Genomic DNA, 21,944 nt, shown 5'->3' with positions numbered 1-21,944 from the left:
ATCGGCTTCGTGCCGGAATGGACGCAGGATCTGCCGAACCGCGGTTTCGAGCTGAAGAAGGTACGCGGCATTGATTTCAAGATCGGTCTCGGTGTCGCCTGGAACCGAGAGGAGCCGACCGCCTCACGGGATGACATCATCGATATCGCACGGTCGCTGGTGCGGCCGGGGAGGTGAGGGCAGGATAGGGCAGGAGACAGCTGGATGTCTGGTATCGGGAGCGCGACCAGTCGCGACGACGCCGGCCGGGAAACGGAACACTCAGTCGCAGGGTAGTCGGTCCCGCGTCTCCTGCGGGCCGCTCACGCTGACGCTCCTGCGGCTGCCCTTCCTCGCGGCCGCTTACGACGCGAATTACCGCTTTCTGATCTGGGCGACGGCTAAGCAGATAGGTTCTATATGCTCCGACGCCTGTGGCTCGGCTCGATGGTCGGCAGCAGCCTATTCGATCTCTGGCGTTATGGGCCCATAACCCAAAGCTGAAAGGTTGTCAGCAGATTTGGCCACATAAATGAAGATAGTTCCATGCTCGCGCCGGATCGATTGCTTACAATCTATCGGGTTGATCTAAGATGAGATCTGATCGCAACCGTGTAACGTTAGCCCATCCATCCCCAATTCTGTCCAGGACCAGGATTGTGTCCGGCTCTGGCGTTCGGGGGAGCGCCCCACGCCGAACTATTTCACCAGATTTAGACTGCTGCGTTCGCCTGAGGTTGATCTTTGGAAACGGCTGCTTGTGCAATGCCTCCGACCTATGAGGCCACGAGAGTTCCATCATCATCGACCCAAATGAGTCCTGGAATACTGTAAAAATAGGTGACCAAGTCCACGTCATTTTCATCATGCGCTTGCTGAGGCCATTGGGTGGAAAGTTGCCTTACGATCTCCTTCGCAGAAGCATTCCACTGCGCTTCGCTGTCGTTGATTGTGAGCCTCGGACTCGGGTTGGCCGCAGATAAATAGCAATCCACTCCCGGAGCGATAAACTTGATCCTTCCGGAAGCCAGCAATTGCTCAATTAAGCAAAAAAATGTTTGTTTTTGCTGCTCGAAAGAGGGTGAAGGGATGTGCGCCGTAGTTGCGCTGAAAAGTCCGGCGATGGAGAGTCCAAACGAATCGCGAGCGATTTCATCAACTTGTTCGGTACGCTTCATAGGTCTCATTCCCAAATTGGTCGCAGCGAAGACAAATCTTCGGATCTATCAACGTCCAAATCGCCTAACATGCGCCTCTGTCGTCAATGCTATATGTATTTCTTAGAGCGACATTCATTCTGGCATGGTTTACCATCCGCTCATCGATGGGGCCGTGATCACAAAAGTATCGTGTATTCCACTTTCTGACCGAATGAACTCAGCAGCTGCATAATTATTTTGATTAGCTTTCTCAGAATCTACCGGTGGGTCAACACCGTCCCAAATGCAATCCAATCTCGCCTCAAACCCTTCAACATGCCAGATTCCACCTTCGATTCGGGCAACAACCAGCCCGCGATTAGTTGCGCGTTGACAAATGCTGAGCGCGGCATCGACAGTAACCTTCATAACAGCGCTTCCGCCAAGATTGAAAAAATCGTCTGCCGATTCGTAGCGTAATCTGGGATTAATTTTCATTTGCCGCTCACTTCCACTTAATTCGACTATCCGGAATCCAGGCAGGATCGTTCTTCCCACTTACCTGTACAACTTCACCCGTACGATCGTTGACGACAACATATCCGCTTTTCGAGCCGTACACGGACGCGGTATCATTTCGGGGCAAGCCATCTGGGGTTTTGGACGGAGATCGGTTGTCGGTTGTGGCACCGACAGATCCCCGAGCTACGACGAACATTAATTCCTGCTCCGTCCATCCTCGCGATTGGAGTTGACCGCTGATCTTACTGTCGATGACGATTTTCCCGGCATTGGCAGCGGAACCCGCTCCCTCAGTTTTCGCCATCTCTCGTTCGGCAATCCTCTGTCTGATCGCAAATGGGCCGCCTATGCCGGCGAAGACGCCGTTGAAGATGTCCCACGGCAGCATCGCTTGGTCGACCCTTCCGTTTGCAAATCGTATCTCATCGATGATTTGCGCCTGCTGGAACAGGCTGTCTGCAATGTTAATCTGTGTGACATGCTCCTGATTGTAGACCTTGGAGGCGATATCGTAGAACTTAACGAGATTTGTGAAGAAATCCGCGTTAATCGAGCTATCGCGATATACGTCACCACTTGCGTGGAAATAGATTTGCCCGCAATTGGCGGAGCCAGCATTGCATATACCGGGGATCGATCCTTTCGGCGCGATACTATCTAGGAAGGCTGATGCCGCATCGTTTTGCTGATAGCCGGCCCCGGTGATGTCCACCTGCTTGACGGCTTGTCTAATGAGCTCAGACACCGCAAGATCGACAGCAGCATTGGAGCAGCCATCCACACTGGAGCAATAACCCTGTTGGACAGCATATTGGGCGGCGTTGGCTTCAATCAGCTTCGCTTCCTCAAGATGAAGCTGCCGATTGAAGCTCTCTGCGTCGAGCGCAATAGAGGCCCCCTGGCTTCCGCCGACTGCCATGCCGACGAGAACTGACGCCCATTGACTGAGCGCATTGCGCTCTTCCTGCGTCAGGCTGGGATTATCCATCAGCGCCTTGCCGATGACCGCACCGATCAATTCCTGGGTGCCACCAGCGAAGGCGCCAAGTCCCACATTGCCGCCGGAAACCACCGCCGTGAGCGCGCCCGCCGCCGCATGCAGTGCGATCTTTTCGGGGCTTCCATCGTCGAAGCCGAGCTTCTGCGAGATCTCGCCGATCGCCATGTTCAGCAGCTGCGAAACGGCTGCTGCACTTTCCTGCCGACGCTTCAAAGTTTGGATGTCATAGAATTCAGCCTGCGTATTCGCCTTGGACAGATCGGTGTTGAGGCTGGCGAGATCCTGTTTCTGGTCGCTGAGCGTCAGCTTCCCCGGCGACAGCGTCGCCAGCGCTGCGCCGTTGTCGTCTTGCCTCACGGGCATATCGACGACCGGCATTGGGATGCCGCTCGGACTGAGAACAATCCCATAGCCGGCGGTCGAGGCGCTCGAAGTGTTTTCTATATTGGAATAGGTGAGTGCCGTGGCACTCAGCTCATTGTTTTGCGGTTCGGCCGTGGAGGCGATGACCCCTCCCTTAAGGTCGACCGTACCCCCGGCAGCCACATGGTAGCCACCTCCCCCTGCGACGATTCCGCTCTGTTCGGAAACATTCGCATAATCTCCGTTGACTTTTCCCGTGCTGGCGCCGCCGGAAAGTGCGCCAGTTGAAGACAATCCGATCGACGCACCGGCGGTCTTTTCCCTATAGGATGAGGTGTCCTGCTGGCTGACGATATCGAGATTGCCGCCGACATTCGCAATGACGGTGTTGCCCGACACGACAGCACCCTTCAGCGTCGTATCGTTACCCGAGTTGAGGGCGACGGCGCCGGAGCCCATGACGTGGCTGTTAACCTGCGTAACGCCGGTTTCGCCCATCTTACCCATGCCCGCGCTCGCGCTGCCAGTCAGACCAATTGTGCCGCCGTACTCAGCGCCGACACCGATGCTTGCTCCCGCAGAGATGCTTTTACTCGAGCTTTCGCTCGTCGCCTGCGCACTCTCGAGAACGATGTCATGACCAGCAGACAGGAGAACGTTGCCCGCATTCGCATCGCCTGAGAGCGTTTGATTGCCATTTGCATCGTAGCCGGCTGAAATCTGGGCGCCATGCCCTGTGATGTCTCCCGAGGTGGCCTCTATGGCGACCGCATTGCCGGCTCGTATCGTCGTCACGACGGGCGTTGACGAAGCTGCCGCATTCTCTTGCTTCTGGTATGTAAAGCCGGCCGTCAGTGATGCGGATCCCGGACTCGTCTTACCCTTAATGACATCGTCGAATGTCTTATACGCGTTGATTGCCGCGAGTGCGGTCGGCGCCGCCGCGTAAAGGCCACCACCGCTACCTAAACTGGTTGCGGCCGATTGAACGCCTTCCGCAGCGCTCACCAGCCCAGACGAGACAGACAGACTCACTCCAGCAAAGAGCTCTTCATGCATAGCACTGTAGTTGCTGATATCCTGCGCGGACAGTAGATTGACGTTGTGGTCTGCAAGGATGGCGACGTCGTGGCCAGCTTCCACCTTCGCGGCCTGGAGATTGGCGTCACGACCTGCCGATATCGTTACATCGCGACCGGCGCTGAGCGTTGATGCGGCATTCGTCGAAGCCGATTGCGCGATCTTGTCGACCGATTTGCCGTAGCCGATGCCGATCGAGGCGCTACCATTGCCGAAGGAGAACGAAAGGCCAAAGCCGGAGCGCTTTTCCTGCTCCGAGGCCGAGCTGCTTTCGGCGCCGGGCGTGATGTTCACGTCGCGAGCGGCGTCGAGGTCGATGTCCTGCTTCGCGTTGATGCTGGAGCCGATGATGTTGACGTCGCTCTCGCGCGCCTTGATCATCACGTCCGTGCCGGCGGTCAAGACCGAGGCGACATTGAGCTCGGAAGCCTGGCTCTTGTCCTTCTGCTCCTTGCCCCAGAGCGAAATGAAGCCGCCGCCGGAGCCGGCGAACAGGCCCGACTTCTTCTTGCTGCTTTCGAACTCGTGCTGCTCTTCGGCGCCGATGACGGAGACGCTGTCGCCTTCGACGCCGAGACTGCCGCCTGCCGTAACCTTCGAGCCCGCGATGAGCGCGTTGTCACCGGCCTTCAGGTTGACGTTGCCGGAGGCGGAAAGCTCGGAGGCAATCGTCGTCTCGTCATAGCTGTGGAGCTTCGAGCTCTGCTTGGACAGGAGACCCGTGCTCGAGGAGGACTGATCGATCTCGGTCGTTTCCGTGGCCGACGCGATCAGCAGATCGCCGCCGGCATTCACATTGATATCTGCCTTCTTGACCTCATCCCCGGCTGTCACCTTCGAGGCGGAAACGACGGTGTCGCCGCCAGAGGTGATCGACACCCCCGTCCCGCCGCTCACCGAAGATCCGACCAGCGTCTGCGTCTCAGCATGGCTGGCTTTCTTCTTGCCGCCGCCGAACAGGCCGCCCTTCTTCTTGTAGCTGTAGTCGGTCGTCGTGGTCTCGACCGCCTCGGCGATGGTCACGTCGCCGGTCGCCTTGAGGCCGACGGTTCCGGCTGCGGAAAGGTTGCTGCCGACGACATTGAGATTGCCGCCTGCGTCAGCTGCGATGGAGCCTCCCGCTGTGATCTGAGAGCCGGTCGCCGTCGTCTCGACAATGGTTGTCTTGCTGCGTCGGTCACGCTTCGTCCTGGTCGTCCTGTTGCCGACCGCGGCGATGTTGATATTGCCGTTCGTGCTCAGGGCGACATTGCCACCGGCCGTGGCGGTCGAGCCCAGGAGGGTTAGATCGCCGGCGCCGCCGGCAAGCTTGAGGTCGCCGCCGGCCTTCACCCCGCCATTGCCGGAAACATACGTCTGCCCGCCGATCGACATCGTCTGGGCGGCAAGCGTAATGCCGTTGGCGGCATTGAGGTTCATGTTGCCGCCCGACAGAAACGCCCCCGTCGCCTTGATCGAGTTGGCGGCGATGGTAAGGCCGCCGGCTGCGGCGATGGCCCCCGAATTGGTGAGGTCGCCGACGTTCATGTCGACGCTGTTGCCGGCGATGGTGGCGCCGGAGGCCTTGATCCCGGCGCGATCAGCGGCAGAGAGGTAGACGACCGGCGCCAGCACCGTGACGCCGTCGACGATCTGCGGCTGGTAGACGACGATCGACTGCTTGAGATTGGCTGCCTGCTCGGGCGTCAGCGCCTGGCCGAAGGTAATGCCGTTCTCTTGCAGATAGGCGACACCGTTGTCGAGCAACGTCTTCATCTGCTCGGTGGCGTTGTTGCCGGGAATGAAGGAGCCCTTGCCAAGTCCGTCGCCGACGAGCTGGCGCAGCTGCGTATCGATCAGCTGGTTGTCGAAATAGGCGTCGCCGAGGAAGGGAACGGTGGTTTCCGGCTGGTAGCCGATGCGCTTTATAAAATAGCTCGAGCCGTAGAATGTCGAAACGTCGAGGAAGGCGGCTCGGCTCTCGAAGATGAAGGCCTGGCCCGGGATCGTGCCGCCGACGCCGCCCGATTGCGGCTTGGCAAGCGCTGCCAACCGCACCCAGCTGGCTTGCGGCATCTGGGAGAGATTGCCAAGCGAAGCCGTAAGGTTCCCGTTGTTCCCGACGCTGCCAAGGGCGGCATTGACCGTGAACAGGGCGCCACCGGCCGTCATGCCGTTAAGGGCAGTGAGCGGGCTGCTCTGAGTTACCGGTGCACTGATCGTCGCCTGGCCAGCGATCGAACCACCGGCGGCAGTGTTGTTGACGGCGGCAAAGCCGCTGATGGCAAGCGTTCCTCTCGACCGGATAGTCGCGGCAACGCCGCCGATCGCCGTCACGCTCTCGAGCGTGCTGCCTGGGTAGAGATCCTTCGAGGCATCGCGCCTGCCAAACGGGTTGGGTTCGTAGGTCGTAACCAGATAGGGATCGCCGTTGCCGCCGGTCTCGCCCGTATGCCGCTCCATCCACTCTTGCGCGACGAAGGTGGGATAATACTGGCAACCCGCGGCCCGGTCACAGTTCAGAGACACCGTGCGCTTCAGTTGCAAGCCAAGATTCGTCAGCGTGCCGGTGCCGGACACAGTCATGCCCGTGCCCGCCTCGATGGCACTATAGGCGTTGGTGAGATCGACGGTGTTGATCGAGAGGATCTCGCCGGCCTTGATCAGCGCCGCCGGGCTTCCATACGAAAGCACCCGATCCTCGGCAATGTCACGCCAAACGTGATGATCGGTGTCATCGATGATGTAGACCGTGCCGTTGTACTCGATTCCTCTGCTCGGGTCGCAGGTGTCGCAGACGCTCCCCTCGAGAGTGTCATAGGCAGTCACTGCCGTGCTCGAGATCAACTGGCTCGTGACAGTGGGGGCCACCGTTTTTTCGTTGCGCAGATTTGCGGTGGTGATCGCCATGTTGCGGTCTGCGGAGATCAGGCCGGACCGGTTGATAACGGCAGCATTGCGGGCTCCACCGGCGCTGCCGGCGACTGCAAGATCGCGGCCGGCGACAACTGCGCCCTGATCGTTGGCAAGCACGCCTCCGACAAACAATGCCGCGTCGTTTCCGGCATAGATGAGGCCGGTGGCCGAGTTGGTCAGATTACCGCTGGTGTTGATCGTCAGGTTGTTGCGGGCGGCAAGCTGCCCGCTGTTGGACAGCGTCGGCAGGGTCAGCGTCAGGTCATGGTCCGCGAGCAGCGTCGTGGTGTTGTTGGCGGTCAGACTGCCGGCGGTAATGTCAATGTCGCCAGAGCCACCGGCGTTGGTGACCGTCTTCACCTTCGCGCCCGTCAGATCGGCCCGACCGCTGAGATCGAGCGCCAGTCCGCCGAGGACGAGGCTGCTTCCGGTCAGGTTCGCCGATGTGCCGGTGACGGCAAGGGTGCCGCCCACGGCCAATTTGGATCCGCGCGATCCAGAAAGATCAATTGCGGCGGTATCGATCCCCAGATTGCCGGCGACATTGCTGTTGTTGGTATAGCTGATGCTTCCCGAAGCCTTCAGCGAGGCGTTGGCAAGGCTCTGCAGCAGCGCGTAACTGATGCCGCCGCTTGCCGTGGCGGAAAGATTGCCGCCGGACAATAGTGCATTGCCGGCGATAATGTCGCCGTTCGTCGCGGTGAGCGTCATCGTGCCCGAATGGGCGTTGCGCTGCGAGAGCATCAGGGCGCTGTTCGTCGCCGTCCGGGTGGCGGCGAAGTCCACACCCGACACCAGGCTTGCCGCTGAGATCGACCGGCCCTGCAGGCTCATATTGCCCGCAGCCATGGACTGGCCGGCAAGCGCAATCGACCCACCCGCCATCATCGTCAGATTCTGGTGGGATACGGCATTGGTGGCGATGCTGCCGCTTGCGGTGGCGTCGAGCGAACCGGCTGACAGCAGGTTGGTTGCGTTGATATTGCCGGCCGTCGCCGCGAGCGTGAGCGCACCGGCCGAACCCGCGACAATCGCAGGCGATTGCGCTGAGAGAACGACGCTGCCGTCCACGGACTGGCTGGTGGCAGCGAAGTCGACACCGGAGACAAGCGTGCCTGCGGTGACGTTTGCGCCAGTGATATCGACATTGCCGGCTGCCAGCAGCGTGCCGGTGATGTCAGTGGCCGCGTTGACTGTGACATCTCCGTGACCGGTTACATCCGACGCTATGAACGAGCCGCCTGTCACGTCGAGATTGCCTGCGACCAAGAGCGGTCCGGTCGCGGCACTCGTGGCGTTGATCGTCAGGTCACCGGCCGGGCCGACGACGACAGCGCCTGCCGAGGATTGCGCCATGGCATAAAAATCAACGCCCGTGATCACCTGGCCGGTCGTGACCGCACCACCCGAGAGCGCGACGTCGTTGGCGCCAAGGATCTGACCGGTGGCGGTCAGGCTGGAGCTGCCGGAAAGGGCGATATCCTTGTGGCCGGTTGCAGTTCCGACGTTGAGATTTGCTGCGGTGGCGGAGATGGAACCTGCCGCGAGCAGCGTATTGGTGGACAGGCTGCCGGCGGTTTGCAGGGTCATATCGCCGGACGAGCCGAGCGCGAGACTGCCGCTATTGGCGGCGGTTGCCGCGAAATCGACGCCGGAGACGATGGTGCCGGCCTGAATGTCCGAACCCGAAATCAGAATGTCGCCCGCGCCGAGAATCTGACCCGCGACATTGGTCGCGGCATTGACGGTGAGTGTTTTATGCGAGGTGACGGCACCGGCCGATAGTGAAGCCGCGGCAACCGTCAGGTCACTTGCAGACTGAATGCTTCCGGCCGTCATGCTTCCTGTTGCCGCGCTCGTGAGAGCGCCGGCTGACAAGAGATTGCCTGTCGCGATATTTCCACCGGTCGCCGTCAAGGCGAGGTCGCCGGCCGCGCCTAACATCACATTGCCGGTTGGATCCGCGCTCGTGGCGGCAATATCGATGCCTGAGACGACCATGCCGGTGGAGACCGAGCGGCCGCTGGCGCTGACATTGCCTTGCGCCAGCACATCACCGCCTATGGCGATGTCCAGGCCTGCGTTCAACGCGACGTTCTGGTTGCTGAGCAGCGAAGCGGCCGAGATCGAGCCGGCCGTTGCCGTCAGATTAAGCTCACTGGCGCTGTTTGCAGCGCCAGCAATGTCGATATTCCCGGCACTCGCAGACAGCATTGCGGCTCCGTTGCCCGCCGTTACACTGCCAGCGGCAATGCCGTCGCCGGCGCTCATCTGCACTGTCGTGCCGCTATTGACGTCGCCGGACACGCTGAGCAGCCCGGTGGCGCTTCCGAGCAGGATATCGCCGTCGGCCGCGACAGACTGCAACGTGATTGCCTGGTCGGCCTGGACGGCGACTTTCCGTTTCGAGGTGAGTTTGGCCGCTGTCACCTTCTGTTTCGAAGTGACGGTGACGCCATCGCGCCCCGACGCATTGCCGATCGAGATCTTCCCGTCGGCCGACAGTGTAAGCTCGCCGGCGTTGGCGGCCATGTCGCCGCTCATCTTGACGCCAGCACCCTTCTCGGTGACGACGACCTTGATGCGGTCTGCCTGCATGGCGCCGAGCGCGGTGCCGTCGATCGCATATTCCGGCGTGCCGGAGGTTGCCGTCAGTGCCGTCGACTCGCCGGTGGCGTAATCATACTTGCTGGTGCCGCCCGTCAGCCGGACCGTCTTGCCGTAGATCGGTGCGTTGACGTGAATGTTACGCGCAACCACATCGAACAGGTCGACCGAACCAGGAGCGGCTGCGAAGTTGCCACCGGCGCCCTCGAAGGTGACGTCGCCGCCATTGACAGTGAAGCCCGACAGTTTGCCGTCGGCGCCGATCGTGGGCACGCCGGTCGTCAGCGTGGCATGTGGCGTATTGATGAAACCGCAGCCCGAACACGTGATCCCGTTCGGATTGGCGATGATGACGTCGGCGCGTCCACCGAACACTTCGGTCGCGCCGTTCAGCGCCGAACGATTGCCGCTCGTTACCTCATTCAAAATGACCGAGGCGGGACCGGACGTCTTCAGGTTCGGGTTGCCGGGGGTGACGCCGCCGAGGTTTGACGTTCCGACTTCGCCATTGAAGTTGTTGAGGATCAGGCCCTGTGCGCCGACGTTGAGATCCGAAAATTTGTTATGAGACAGGCCAGAGCTGTTCGGCGTGACGATATCGATGAGCGGCACGCCATTCGGTGCCGCTCCGACGCCCGGTTGGTTCGCGGCGGGCGCCGTAGAGCTCGCCGAGACCGACTGAGCGTTAGCAATCGCCGGCTGCAGGAATAAAAGCGCACTGAGGGTCACGGCAAGTGACTGATGCCCGAGGCGTGCCAGTCGATGAAGGAGACTGCTGGGGAGCCGCCGCAAGACGGTCCCTTCTTTCGACGATTTGCCGGATTGCTGCCTCGAACACTTGCCCACGGTACGCTCGCCTTTCTGAGGGTCGGGCTACGTCCGCGGACCTCGCGGAAAATCTAGCCTGCGTCTCGCCTCATTCCAGGCCGCGTCATGCGGCACATATTGACGACTTCTACTGAGGGACTCGGTCGCAAACGTCAACGGCTACACGTATATGGGGAGGAAAACAGGCGCAGTTCGTGCCGATTTGGTAAAGCCAAGGTGAATCTGAAATTGAAGATTACATCCTGTGCGGCGAGCACACGCATCGCGGACAGTTTCCTTGCGGTCGTTTCAGGCCCTGCTGCGCGACGACGGAGAACGATGACGGTGGTCGGTGGGATCAACAGCACAGTCCATCGACGGATGCGCCTGGTCCGACCGGTGATCGTGACTGGTTTAACGCCGAGAATGGCAGCCGCGTCGGTGACCGGCCGTTGCTGCGATAACAGCCGAACGAGGTTGTCCCACTCACCAATGCAAGGAGGAACTGACAAAGAAAAGGCCGGCGTCATCCTTTTCGACTGTCCCGCCGAGCACATCCGAATAGCCGATTTCGAAATTGACATTGCCGCCGGCGAGCTTGGCGCCGAGCGTCCAGCCGAACATGTCGCCGCCGGCGATGGTGTAGCGGGCCTGGGAGGCGATCCGTCCGTAATCCACACCGAAATAGGGGCGCAACTCGCCGAATATCCTGGCAAGTTCCTGGTTGTCGGAAAACGCCTGGGTGCGCCAGACAAGATCGTTGCGCACGAAGAAGCCGTTATTGCCGAACAGCATGGTCTCGCGTGTGCCGCGCACGGAGGAATAACCACCCACCGAGATCTGCTCGGCCCCGAACAGATTGTCCGGGGAATATTGCCCGGTTACGATCGAGTTGATCTCAAAATGCTGACCAGCCAGTTCGAAGGGCTTCGTCGCCGAAATCGTGCCGGTGAATTTCGAAAAACGCGGATCGGCATCACCGGCTCCAGGATCGCCTCGCGCAACGGCGTCGAAGAGATCGAGCCCCTGACTGTAGGAAAGATCGAAAACCCAGAGACCACCCAGCATTCGGCGCGAATGGGAGATGCCGAGATCACCGACTGTGTATCGCCGGCTGCCAACTTCTATTCTGCTGCCGAGCAGGAAGTTGTTCGATTCCTTGTAGATCAAACCGCTGTTGAACGTGGTGATCGAATCCTTGTCGCGGAAAATCACCCGGTTGGCGCCGATTCCGACTTGTTTGGAATCGCCCGAGGTATCCAGTGATCCAAAATTGCCGGGAACAGAGCTATTGTATTCGTACCATGAGCCGTCGAGCGAGAACGTCCAGTAGCCGTAAGGCAGGCTGACGTTGCCGGAATAGCTGTGGCTGGTGCCTTGGCCGTCATCCGGCCAGGGATAGTCAGGGCCACTATGCTCGTAGCCGAGGTTCCACTGATCATTGATTCCAAAAAAATTGTCGTAGCCGAGCGAGGCCGAGGTCTTGGAATATCCGGTCTGCTGCTGCCCGAGATTGCTGTTGCCAATGGAAAGATGCCAGGGATGGCGTGGTTCGTTCTCGATATTGAGGATCGACGTGCCGTCGCTCTTGCCCGGCAGCATCGCCGTCTTGGCATTGTTGGAGGTCAGTCGATTGATCTGGTCAAGGCCCTGCTCGATATCACGCAGATTGGTGACCTGACCCTTCATACCGGGAAAGGCCGTGGCAATCATACCGGAACCAGGTGCGGGTTTGCCGTTGACATAGATGTCGCCAAGCGTTCCTTCGATGGCAACAAGACGCAGTGTTTTGGTCTTGGCGATGTCCTGCGCAGGCACATAGACGCGAGCGCTCACGAAACCCTTGTCGAGATAGAGATGCGTCAGGTCGCGCAGCAGCGCGTTGATGTCGCCGACCCCGATACAGCGGTTGGCGTAAGGCGCTGTAATCCTTCCAACGGCCGCAGCCGAGAACTGTTTGACATCTTCGACCTCGACATGGGTGATATCAAAACAGGAGCCGACCGCGTTGCCGCTGGAGATGGCCGGCTGTTTGGCTTCGGCCGGAGGCTGCGGCGTCATCTGGCCAAGGGACTTCAGGCGCTCCTGTTCGGCTTCCTGGGCGCGGCGCCGCTCGAAGTCGGCATTGGGTGTCTGGGCGGCGGCGATGGAGACAATGAACGTCGCCGCCAGCAGAGTGGCGATGGTCAAAAGAAGACAATCTGCCCCGAAGGCTACTTGCCGGGATGACATAGCGTGTCCGGCCGGCCTTAGTTGGAAGCGGTCTTTTGCAGCGCGCCAAGCGCCGCCGACAACCCCTTCAGGGAAAATTTGATGTTGACCTTCTGGCCGTTCATCATCTCCAAGTGTCCGGTGCCATCCGCGGCCTTCGTCAGGGCCGACATCATCTTGTTGTCCAGCTTCTGCTGCGACCAGCAGCCCGCCTGGTTACAGTTGCGATAGGCGAGCTGCGCGACGCGCTTGTCGGCGGCGCTGATGCCGAGGCCAGCCGGCAGGTACATGTTGAGCGGCACCAGTGCGGTCAGAACGAGTTCGCTTGCCTGCTGTTTGGCAGGTTTCTTGTTCAATGCAACCGTCGCATCAGTCGTTTTGGCGATCGCAAGCGTCAGAATGTTGACGTCCTGGTCGCCCTGTTTGACCGTGGCGACCTGTGCCACTTCACAATGAGCGGTGGCAGCACCGTCAGCAGCCTTGCCGTCGATGCAGCGATAGTACCAATCGTCGAACTTCTGCACGCGCGCCGGCTGAACCGGCTGCTGCGCACCTGCGGCGGCTAACTGTTGCTGGACATCCGGAACCGCGGACACGGCGGCTGGTTGTTCCTGAGCTTTGATGGGGGTTGCACAAAAGGCCGAGGAAATAAGGACCGCCGATGCGAGGGTCCTGATTGAAAATGACGAAAACGCCATGCAAATTATCCTGAAAGCAATGCCCTTCACCCGAGCGGGAAACCCGCTCTTCGATCAGATCTCAATCAATATCTGAAAAAGCACATGGCCCTCATGTGCTGCCGGTCATCGACTGAGGCAATCCATAGCAGACTCCCGTCAGTGCAACACTAAGTAGTTGGCGCGACGGAAGGGGACGCGCTCGTTTCTGAAGTTGCGTGCTTGTTTTGCAACACCTTTGGTTGCTTTTTGCGGCCTAACGAATGAAAATTGGCGTGACCCACGCACGCTCGACTGGCGTTGAGTCCGCGCCGCCTCTTTGAGGGACCAACGATGCTGTTGATTTACTTGCCGAGAAGAGGTTGTTGTAGGGAAACGTTTGCCGTCATTAATTAAGCGCACTCACCTAAGCTCGAGTCGCAGGTTCGTATCCCTCCAGGCGACCGCGAGATTGACTTAATCAATTGAAATGGCGTCCGGGACGCAGGTTTGCAGGAGGCTGCTCTCCTTCAGCGGGTTCCGCAAGAAGTTCGCAAACCTTGCATTCAAGGACGCCCGCAATCTTTCCCAGCGAGTCCGCGACAGTTTTTGTCCGCGGGCCGCCGCAACCTACGAGATTTGCTGGATTTTTGCTCTTAGCTCTCGGTAGTGTCCGGTCAAGCGATCCAAGGTGAACGCCCGGTTGAGCCCGCTTGGGTTGGGCAGGACCCACGTCCGCACACCGGCGAATAGTTCGCTCTGTTCGCCCCAGTCGCAATCGGTTCGACCATTGATCGCAGCAAACGCGGCCTTGCCGAGGAAGGCAAGATTGGCTGGCGCAAACCCGCCGATCTTTGCTTCCAGCTCGGGCGCAGCCGTCAAATAATCCTTGGCTGTCAGGTCGGCTGCCCTTCTCGTCGCCCGCCATACGGCGGCCGTAATGCCGCAGCCATATTGCAGTAGCTCCCGTTCATCGCTCGCCCGCAACAAAACGGGGGTAAAGCCGGCCAAATGCAGAACCCGCCAGAAACGGTTGCTGGGTGACGAGAAATTATGGCCGTCTCGTTGAGCGGTCAGCGCTGGATTGAGCCCGCAGAACACAACGCCAAGGCCAACTGCCAGCACGTCAGACAGCGCGGTCCTTCGCCCTGCCACCAGATTATCTTTGCAATCCATCTCTGCAACCATTGTTTGACCTTCAGGCACAATCACACCAGCGCCCGACGAGAACGACGCCCGCCTTTCCGCTCGATCGCGCGGAGCCCTCCGCGCATGGGCCGCGCCTTCCTCCTGGCGGACAAGGATGGGGCCCAGCCGCGGCTTGTCGAAAAGCGTACGCGCTTTAGGCGCGTGATGTTCGTCCGAAGTCTTGATCTGACGACGAAAACGGCCAATCCGGCGTCATTTGCGGCCAATGCTACCAACCTTCGCCTCGATACCCGGCGACGGTCCGATAGTTATTGCTCGGCGCTACCCGTCGCGTGGAACACCTGCGATCTGCATCATCACCGGCCGGATGACGCCTTCGTCATTCAACTCACCAAGCAGCAGCTTCAGCCAGCTGAACCCCACCCAGAGTGAAATTTTATCGCACACCTCGTCGCCGCGTAGCTCGCCGCGGGCGGCAGCGCTGGCCACCAACCGCCTGACGTCGGCCGTGCGATCCGGCAGAAACCTGTCCCGCAAAGCGCTCAACGCCTCCGGCGTGCCCTGCGCCTCGGCGATCAATCCGCGAAGCGCCGCCCCGGCCGGATGCGACGCCCAGAAGCGCCACAGGCTCGTGGTGTACTGCACCAGTTCCTCGACAAGGTTGCCAGTGTCTGGAACAGGTACGAAGGTCGAACGCTCGGTCGTGTAGATCGCGATGAAAAGGTCGGCCTTCGTCGGATACCAGCGATAGATGGTCGTCTTTCCTGCTCCAGCCCGACGGGCGACCTCGTCCACCGAGAACCCGGCATACCCCTTTTCCGAAATCAGCTCTCTGGCCGCGGCGAGTACTGCTGCCTCGGTTTCCGGATTGCGACGCGATCCAATGGACGTTCGTTTCTGCGCGGGGGCGGATTTCGGCTTCGTGGTCATGAACAAAGACGTATCCCAACTTCGTACCTCCGATCAACAACCACCCCATCACCGATCGACCAGGTGCGCGCGCGACGGTGCGGGATCAAAAGGATTTCCGAAGTACTGGGTTTCCTGCGCTACAAGACCATTCGCGACTTCCATGATGCTTACCGCGTAGGAAGGCACGCCGTCGTAGGTAAGGATGAATTGCGTGACCCAGAGACCGTCGCTGCCTACGATCCGGCTGACGCTGAAGCGCTTCTTGTTGACCTGGAGAAAGCGGCTTTTCCGAATCTTCCAACGGCCACGTATCCGCTCACCAGACTGCGGATATTCAAGCAAAGCATCTTCCCGGTAGATTTCATGTTCGAGCTCGAAATCCCCGGCGTCCGAAGCGGCCCAATGTCGTTCGAGTGCAGTTCGGAATTCGTCGTCTTCCATCTCAGATTTCTCCTTTGACGAAGTTACTTGAACCTCACTTCGCGGCCTCGTTAACGCGAGGGATGAAGCCAGGAACCCCGGTATGGACGACGCTGTTGAAGCGGATGTTCGTCGTTATGTGCTCGCGCATCTGCTGCATTGCGTCCTCGGGCAGGCTGGAGATATCGAAGTTCTCCTGGATCCTCGTTGGATTCACCGAGGTGGTCAGGAAGGCCGTTCCTCGTTGTACCGCCCAGGCCAGGGCAACCTGAGCAGGCGTCTTGCCAAGGCGTTCGGCTATCGCGGCAATGACGGGATCCTCGAGGAGATTCGGCACCATTTTGTGGCCGAGAGAGGCGAAGGCAAGCAGGACAATTCCCTGTTGCCGGCAATAATCCAAGAGCTCCCACTCGGGCAGGTATGGATGCGACTCCACCTGCACGATTGCGGGCTTGATCCGCGACGCTTCGACGATCTCCTTGAGTTTGTCGAGCGTGACGTCAGAAAGGCCGATGGACCTGCACCGCCCGCTCTCCACGAGCTCCTCCAGCGCGCGCCATGTCTCGATCAACGTGACGTCTGGATCGTATATGACCTGTCCTTGTTCGTCTCTCGGATCCTTTTCCTCGCCGGGACGAAAGGCGTAGGGGGTGTGGATGAGGTAGGCATCGAGGTAGTCGACCTGCAGGCGGCGGCAGCTTTCTTCCACGGCAGGTTTCACCCGTTCCGGGCGATGATTTGTGTTCCACAGTTTCGTGGTGACGAAAAGGTCCTCGCGGCGCAGCGTTGCCGCGGCGATCGACTCGCTGAACGCCTCACCCACCGCTTCCTCGTTGAGGTATCGCTCGGCACAGTCGAAATGACGAAAGCCGACGGAAAGAGCAGATTTCACCGCCTGTTTCGTCGCGATCGGATCGGGAATCAGGGTCCCGAAGCCAACGGCCGGGATCGTACCAGCGCCATGTGAGAGAGGGATTTTCTTGTAGCGGAGCATGTCCGAAGCTTCCATTTGCCAATTCCTTCGTATTAGCGACAATTCTTCAGTGCCTTTCGGCGAGACAGCCCTCCGATCATCGTGCATCCCATTCTTCTAAGGCGGCACGGTATCCGGGCCTATTGTACCTTGGTGTCGACAGGTTTCGGTGACACGACAGACAGGGAGTGCCGGGGTCCAAGCAATTTTCGCAAAATCACCAGGCAGGGGTGGTTTCAGCAGCCCCTTCAGCCCGGACTGCACTAGAGTTGATGATTTCCTTCATGCGGCATGGTTTACCAGCAACTCCTGTTGCGGTCTTTTCCTCGACCGGGTATCGCGTCATCGCGTTGTCAGCGGATGCGCCGGGGAGGGCTTCATCAGTGACACTACGATCAACCCGACGATCGCCGCCATGAAGGTGATCCAGAAACCGTCGATGTAGGCCTGCACGTTCGCTTCCCTCTGAACGTGGCTCGCTAGGATGCCGACGCCGCGCTTCACCGTTTCGGCTTGAGACGCGGCCGGCGTCGAGCCCGAGCCAAGTTGAACTATCATAGAAGTCCATCCGGGCGTCGCCCCGGTGACGTGAAGACCGATCAGGTTGGAATGCAGTTGTTCGCGCTGGCGAACCCACGTCGTCATCAATGTCGACACCGTTTCAGAACAGATCAGTCGCATGACCTGGACATAAGCCACGAGAGATATGGCGCGTGCCGGGTTCACGTTGCTGAATAGGGTCGCCACCGCGGCAAGAAACACAATCTCCTCACCGAATGTCTGCAGGATCACGATCAACCGGAACTCCGGCAGCGACCAAAGACTGGTCAACTGCGTGCCAAGCCATGCCGACAGCGCAAAACAGGTGAACCCGATGGTCAAAGTGGCCCGCTGCTTGACCGTGCGCACGAGCGTCACCGCGGTGGCGGTGGCCGCCATGAGAAGCAGGATGGCGCATGGCGCCGCAAAGTCCCCGATCTGCTCTGGACGCAGGCGAGCCACACTGATCAGGAAGTTCGGCTCCAGCAGTGAACTCCCAAGACTTGCGATCATGAAGCATGCAATGGCGGCAAATCCGAGCCCTATGTTCCTCTGATAGAGGATCGAGATGTGAGCCCACGGTTCTTTGATGCGGGTTTCGTGCCACAGGAAGACGCAGACGAGAAAAGCCGTCGCTATGAGGAGCGAAATGACATAGCCGGAACGAAACCAGTCGAGCCGATTGCCCTGATCCAACGCAAAATAAAGCGTCGTCAAGGCCACGCCAAAGAGCGTCATCCCACCCCAGTCGGCACGGGCAAGAAGGTCGCGGTCGGTCTGCATCGGCTTGCCACCATGCCAGAATAATAGGCCGATCAACGGGGCGACAATCGCGCCTTGCCAGTAGAGCCACTGCCACCCGATGGTCTGGGTATAGCTCCCGGCGGTGTAAAGCCCGAGATTCTGTGCGAATGGAATTCGCAGGACATAGAAGGAGAGGGCGAAGATCCAGTACTTTCGATCTAGGTTGCGAAAGGCGACCAGCAGTGTTGCTCCGACAAAGATGCCGAGCACCATCGCTCTCATCGCATGCAATGCAATGAGAGGCTCGAAGCCGCGAACAAACGGAATGGCGATCGAGATAACCGAATAAAGGATGGTCGGCCAAATCATCACCTTCTTTACGCCAAAGACGGCGATCAACCAGCCAATGCTCGGTGCGACAAGGATTTGCGGTGCCGTGGCGAAGGTGCTCAGCCACGCGCCTTCGTCGAAGCTCAAGCCGAATGCCCCGCGCAGGTCCGCCAAGCCAATGCTTGCGGTGCGGACGTCGAAGGCCGTCAATATCGAGGCCATGATCATGGCGACCGCGACATAACCCTGCCGCGGAAGCTCGCTTGCTGCGCTCCTAGACATGGTGTTCGGCCTTCGTGGTTATGCGCGTTATGACAGACATGCCCGGGCGCAGACGGTCGAAGTTCGACTGGTCCGGGTCGAGCTCGATGCGCACCGTCAGACGCTGGGCGACCTTGGTGAAGTTGCCGGTCGCGTTGTCAGGAGGTAAAAGCGCAAACGTCGATCCAGTTGCCGGCGATATGTTCGAGACGGTCCCTTGGAGGTGTTCTCCGGGCAGGAGATCGACCGATATGTCGACCCTCTGCCCCTCGCGAACGAGCGCCAACTGGTTTTCCTTGTAGTTGGCAAGGATATAGATCCTGGGAAGTGGAACGATCGAGATCAGGCTGGTGCCCGTGGCGACATAGTTTCCAAGCTGCACGTTTCTCTTGGCCACGACCCCGTCCACCGGGGCGCGCACATCGGCGTAGTCGAGGTCGAGCTCGCGCGCGGCGACGTCGGCAGCCGCAGTGTCGAGGTTTGCTTTCAGCACGTCGCGCTGTTTTGCGATGACGTCGAGCTTTACCCGCTGGGCGAGGACGGTCGCATCCGTCATCTTCGAGTTCGCCAGCGCCCGTTCGTGGGCTGCGGTGGCCTTCTCGAGCGTCTGCACCGAACTCACCCGACCGTCGAGGCCAAGTCGCGTCTGGCGCTCCAGCTCCTTGCTTGCCTGGATTTCATCGGCGGCGGAAGCCTGCTGCTCTGCAACGGCGACATCGATCTGAGTGAGCTGGAACGTTCGCTGTGTGTCGTTGTCTTCGAGCTGCGCACGCGCGGCTTCGAGCCGTGCCTTCGCGGCCCGAAGGGCGACTTCGAACGGCTTTCGGTCGATCGAGAACAACAGGTCTCCGGCTTTGACGCGGGAATAGTCTCCAACAGAGATCGCTTCGACGGTGCCGCCAACGCGGGCGCTGACGGATGAGACGTCCGCATAGACGGCCGCGTCGTCGGTTGTCTGCACCGCCCGGCTGGCGACCCACCAATCCCAATTGGCCCCAGCGCCGATCACGGCGCAAAGCGCGATCACAATCGCAGTGACTGGCACGACGAACGAGGACGGTGATGTCCTGTTGGGCGAGGTTACAGGTGAGGGAGCAGGCGCGGGCGCGTTCTCCGGGGAGGCCGGCACCAATGCGGTGACGTTTGCTAGAGATCTTTCGTCCGCTTGGTTCTTGTTTCGCAGCCAGTCCATTTTCTTCATCCGTTTGGTTGGTACGATGTGGATTCGTCACGCGCTTGGTGTCCGGGAGATTTTCCGCGGCCCGTCTCCCAGGCTTCCGCCGGGAAGGCGGGCCGGCGAATAGCGTCATCTGCATCCCCCGTAAGATCACGTCCAAGGACACTCCGAAGAGGCTTTCGCGTGCTCGATGCCTTATATAAACGATACGTATCGTTTTGAAAAGGTCAGTCGCCGAAATTGGCCTAGCGTGCCTGTTCATGTTGCGATGGCCCGAGAAATCCTGTTGGAAAAGTTAGAGCAGCCCGTCAGTAGGTGGCTATCCAACGAAGGTATCGCCGAGACCTAGGTATAATAGAATAGGAACCACCTTTGCTGTTCTCTTCCTGAGGAAACCTTGCGAGCGGAGACTGTCTTATGGCTCGACTTCTTTCGATCAACGTCGGCCAACCACGCGACGCCGAATGGCAGGGCAGGATCGTCAACACCGCCGTCTGGAAAGTTCCAGTCGATGGTCCGTGCATGGTCCGGAAACTCAACATCGATGGCGACGGGCAGGCGGACCGTGCTGGGCACGGCGGCGAGCAGCGGGCGGTGTTGGTCTACCAGATCGATTCCTATCAGTTCTGGGAAAGGCATCTTGGACGAAGCGACTTCGTCTACGGTCAGTTTGGCGAAAACTTCACAGTGGAGGGGCTGGCGGACGCGGAGGTTTGCATCGGCGACCGCTACCGCATCGGTGGCGCCCTGTTCGAGGTGACGCAGCCGCGTGTCACCTGTTATCGGCTCGGCATTCGAATGGACGTCCCCGAAATGGCGGCACTGCTGGTCTCCCATGACAGGCCCGGCTTTTATCTTCGCGTCCTTGAGGAGGGAGACGTCCAACCGGACGACGAGATCGTAAAGACAGCCTCCGGCGAGGGCGCCATGACCGTCTCGGACATCAGCGCGCTGCTCTACAAGCCAGGGCATCCTCACGATCAATTGCAGCGTGCGTTGCGTATTCCCGCGCTCAGTTTAGGCTGGCGTCACTCCTTCGAGGCCTTGCTGAGGCAATCGGTCAGTGGAGTCAAATCGACAGGGAATGCCGGTCTCACCGGTGTGGCACATCCGGATCCGGCGTGGGACGGCTTCCGCCAATTCCGCTTGGTTCGCCAGACGTTCGAGGCCGATCGCGTCACCTCGCTCGAACTTGAGCCCGTGGATGGAACTTCGCTGAGCAGCTATCTGCCTGGGCAATTCGTCGTGCTCCGCCTGCAGCCACGCTCGGCACCAGTTCTGCTACGCAGCTATTCGCTGTCCGGTAGGCCAGACAACAATCGTTTCAGGGTGAGCATCAAACGGGAGCTTCAGGGCGCTGCCGGCAAGTATTTGAGTGCGGAGCTGAAGCAAGGTGATCTGGTACAAGTTAGCGCCCCACGTGGCAGCTTTACATTAATCCCCGGCGACCGGCCCGTCGTCCTCGTGAGCGCCGGAATCGGCGTGACGCCGGTACTCGGCATGCTGCATGCGCTTGCGGCGGAAAGATCGCCGAGGCAGGTGTGGTGGCTTTATGGCGCTCGCAGTAGGAGGGAACATCCATTCGCAAAAGAGGTCGCCGAGCTTCTTCAGTCGCTCCCACACACCCATAGCTATATCTGCTACAGTGCGCCTGGCCCTGCCGACCGGCAAGGCGTCGACTATGACGCGCAAGGTCACCTCGACACGGCTGCCCTTCGAACATTGGATTTGCCGATCGACGGCGACGTTTACCTGTGCGGACCTTCGAAGTTCATGAGCGACCTTACGGAAGGATTTGCCCATCTCGGGGTGACAGGCCCCAGCCTCCACACCGAAACATTCGGCTCGGCTTCTTCCATCACCCCGGGTATCGCAGCCTCACCGCGGCGGCCACCGCATCAACCGCAGGTTCAACCCGACTCCGGAGTACTGGTTTCGTTCGCCCGAAGCGGCTTGAACGTGCGATGGAACCCTCGCCTCCACAATCTCTTGGAATTGGCCGAGGCCTGCGATGTGCCGGTGCGATGGTCCTGCCGGACCGGCGTCTGCCATACTTGCGAGACCGGAATGATCTCGGGGTCGGTCACGTACCAGCCAAAGCCGATTGATGGGCCGGCGGACAACAACGTACTGCTTTGCTGCTCGCAGCCTGCAGGTGACATCGTGGTCGACCTTTAGC

Annotated in this window: 12 protein-coding genes and 1 pseudogene; 2 read left to right on the top strand and 11 right to left on the bottom strand. The window is 59.8% G+C overall.

The genetic code is table 11. The features are described 5' to 3' along the window. Window positions 1–177: pseudogene (locus FHT92_RS29545) on the top strand (LysR family transcriptional regulator); the annotation flags it as partial. Window positions 178–755: 578 nt separating this feature from the next. Here FHT92_RS29545 and FHT92_RS28675 read toward each other — a convergent pair. The 11 genes from FHT92_RS28675 to FHT92_RS28620 all read right to left on the bottom strand — a co-directional run bounded on the left by FHT92_RS28675 (window position 756) and on the right by FHT92_RS28620 (window position 19,780). Then, the gene (locus tag FHT92_RS28675; RefSeq protein WP_183831539.1) at window positions 756–1,157 is read right to left on the bottom strand and encodes a hypothetical protein; all 402 of its coding nucleotides are present in this window, start codon (window positions 1,155–1,157) and stop codon (window positions 756–758) included. Between the two features lie 129 nt (window positions 1,158–1,286). Then, window positions 1,287–1,616 (bottom strand): colicin immunity protein, encoded by a 330-nt coding sequence (locus FHT92_RS28670; protein ID WP_183831537.1) that lies wholly within the window; start codon window positions 1,614–1,616, stop codon window positions 1,287–1,289. A 7-nt stretch (window positions 1,617–1,623) separates the two neighbouring features. Then, window positions 1,624–10,314 carry a hemagglutinin repeat-containing protein gene (locus FHT92_RS28665; RefSeq protein WP_312858800.1) on the bottom strand — a complete coding sequence of 2,897 codons (8,691 nt, stop codon included), beginning with the start codon at window positions 10,312–10,314 and terminating at the stop codon, window positions 1,624–1,626. 564 nt (window positions 10,315–10,878) lie between these two features. After that, window positions 10,879–12,624 (bottom strand): ShlB/FhaC/HecB family hemolysin secretion/activation protein, encoded by a 1,746-nt coding sequence (locus FHT92_RS28655; protein WP_183831531.1) that lies wholly within the window; start codon window positions 12,622–12,624, stop codon window positions 10,879–10,881. A gap of 17 nt (window positions 12,625–12,641) precedes the next feature. Further along, on the bottom strand, window positions 12,642–13,301 hold the full coding sequence (locus FHT92_RS28650; RefSeq protein ID WP_183831545.1) for an invasion associated locus B family protein: 660 nt from the start codon (window positions 13,299–13,301) through the stop codon (window positions 12,642–12,644). A 588-nt stretch (window positions 13,302–13,889) separates the two neighbouring features. Then, window positions 13,890–14,447: a G/U mismatch-specific DNA glycosylase gene (gene mug / locus FHT92_RS28645; RefSeq protein ID WP_246735587.1), complete on the bottom strand. Its 558-nt coding sequence runs from the start codon at window positions 14,445–14,447 to the stop codon at window positions 13,890–13,892. Window positions 14,448–14,729: 282 nt separating this feature from the next. Next, window positions 14,730–15,338 carry a TetR/AcrR family transcriptional regulator gene (locus tag FHT92_RS28640; protein ID WP_183831529.1) on the bottom strand — a complete coding sequence of 203 codons (609 nt, stop codon included), beginning with the start codon at window positions 15,336–15,338 and terminating at the stop codon, window positions 14,730–14,732. Window positions 15,339–15,386: 48 nt separating this feature from the next. Further along, the gene (locus tag FHT92_RS28635; RefSeq protein ID WP_183831527.1) at window positions 15,387–15,761 is read right to left on the bottom strand and encodes a nuclear transport factor 2 family protein; all 375 of its coding nucleotides are present in this window, start codon (window positions 15,759–15,761) and stop codon (window positions 15,387–15,389) included. Between the two features lie 34 nt (window positions 15,762–15,795). Beyond that, complete coding sequence (locus tag FHT92_RS28630; protein WP_183831525.1) at window positions 15,796–16,749, bottom strand: aldo/keto reductase; 954 nt, start codon at window positions 16,747–16,749, stop codon at window positions 15,796–15,798. A gap of 306 nt (window positions 16,750–17,055) precedes the next feature. Next, the gene (locus tag FHT92_RS28625) at window positions 17,056–18,555 is read right to left on the bottom strand and encodes an MFS transporter (protein WP_246735586.1); all 1,500 of its coding nucleotides are present in this window, start codon (window positions 18,553–18,555) and stop codon (window positions 17,056–17,058) included. A 46-nt stretch (window positions 18,556–18,601) separates the two neighbouring features. Continuing rightward, the gene (locus FHT92_RS28620; protein WP_183831521.1) at window positions 18,602–19,780 is read right to left on the bottom strand and encodes an HlyD family secretion protein; all 1,179 of its coding nucleotides are present in this window, start codon (window positions 19,778–19,780) and stop codon (window positions 18,602–18,604) included. 402 nt (window positions 19,781–20,182) lie between these two features. Here FHT92_RS28620 and FHT92_RS28615 point away from each other — a divergent pair, with 402 nt between their 5' ends. Next, window positions 20,183–21,943, top strand: coding sequence for an MOSC and FAD-binding oxidoreductase domain-containing protein (locus FHT92_RS28615; RefSeq protein ID WP_183831519.1), 1,761 nt, complete (start codon window positions 20,183–20,185; stop codon window positions 21,941–21,943). Window position 21,944: the final 1 nt, after the last annotated feature.

Source organism: Rhizobium sp. BK377 (genome assembly GCF_014193935.1).
GTDB lineage: Bacteria > Pseudomonadota > Alphaproteobacteria > Rhizobiales > Rhizobiaceae > Rhizobium.
This window is presented reverse-complemented; position numbering and strand designations above follow the sequence as displayed.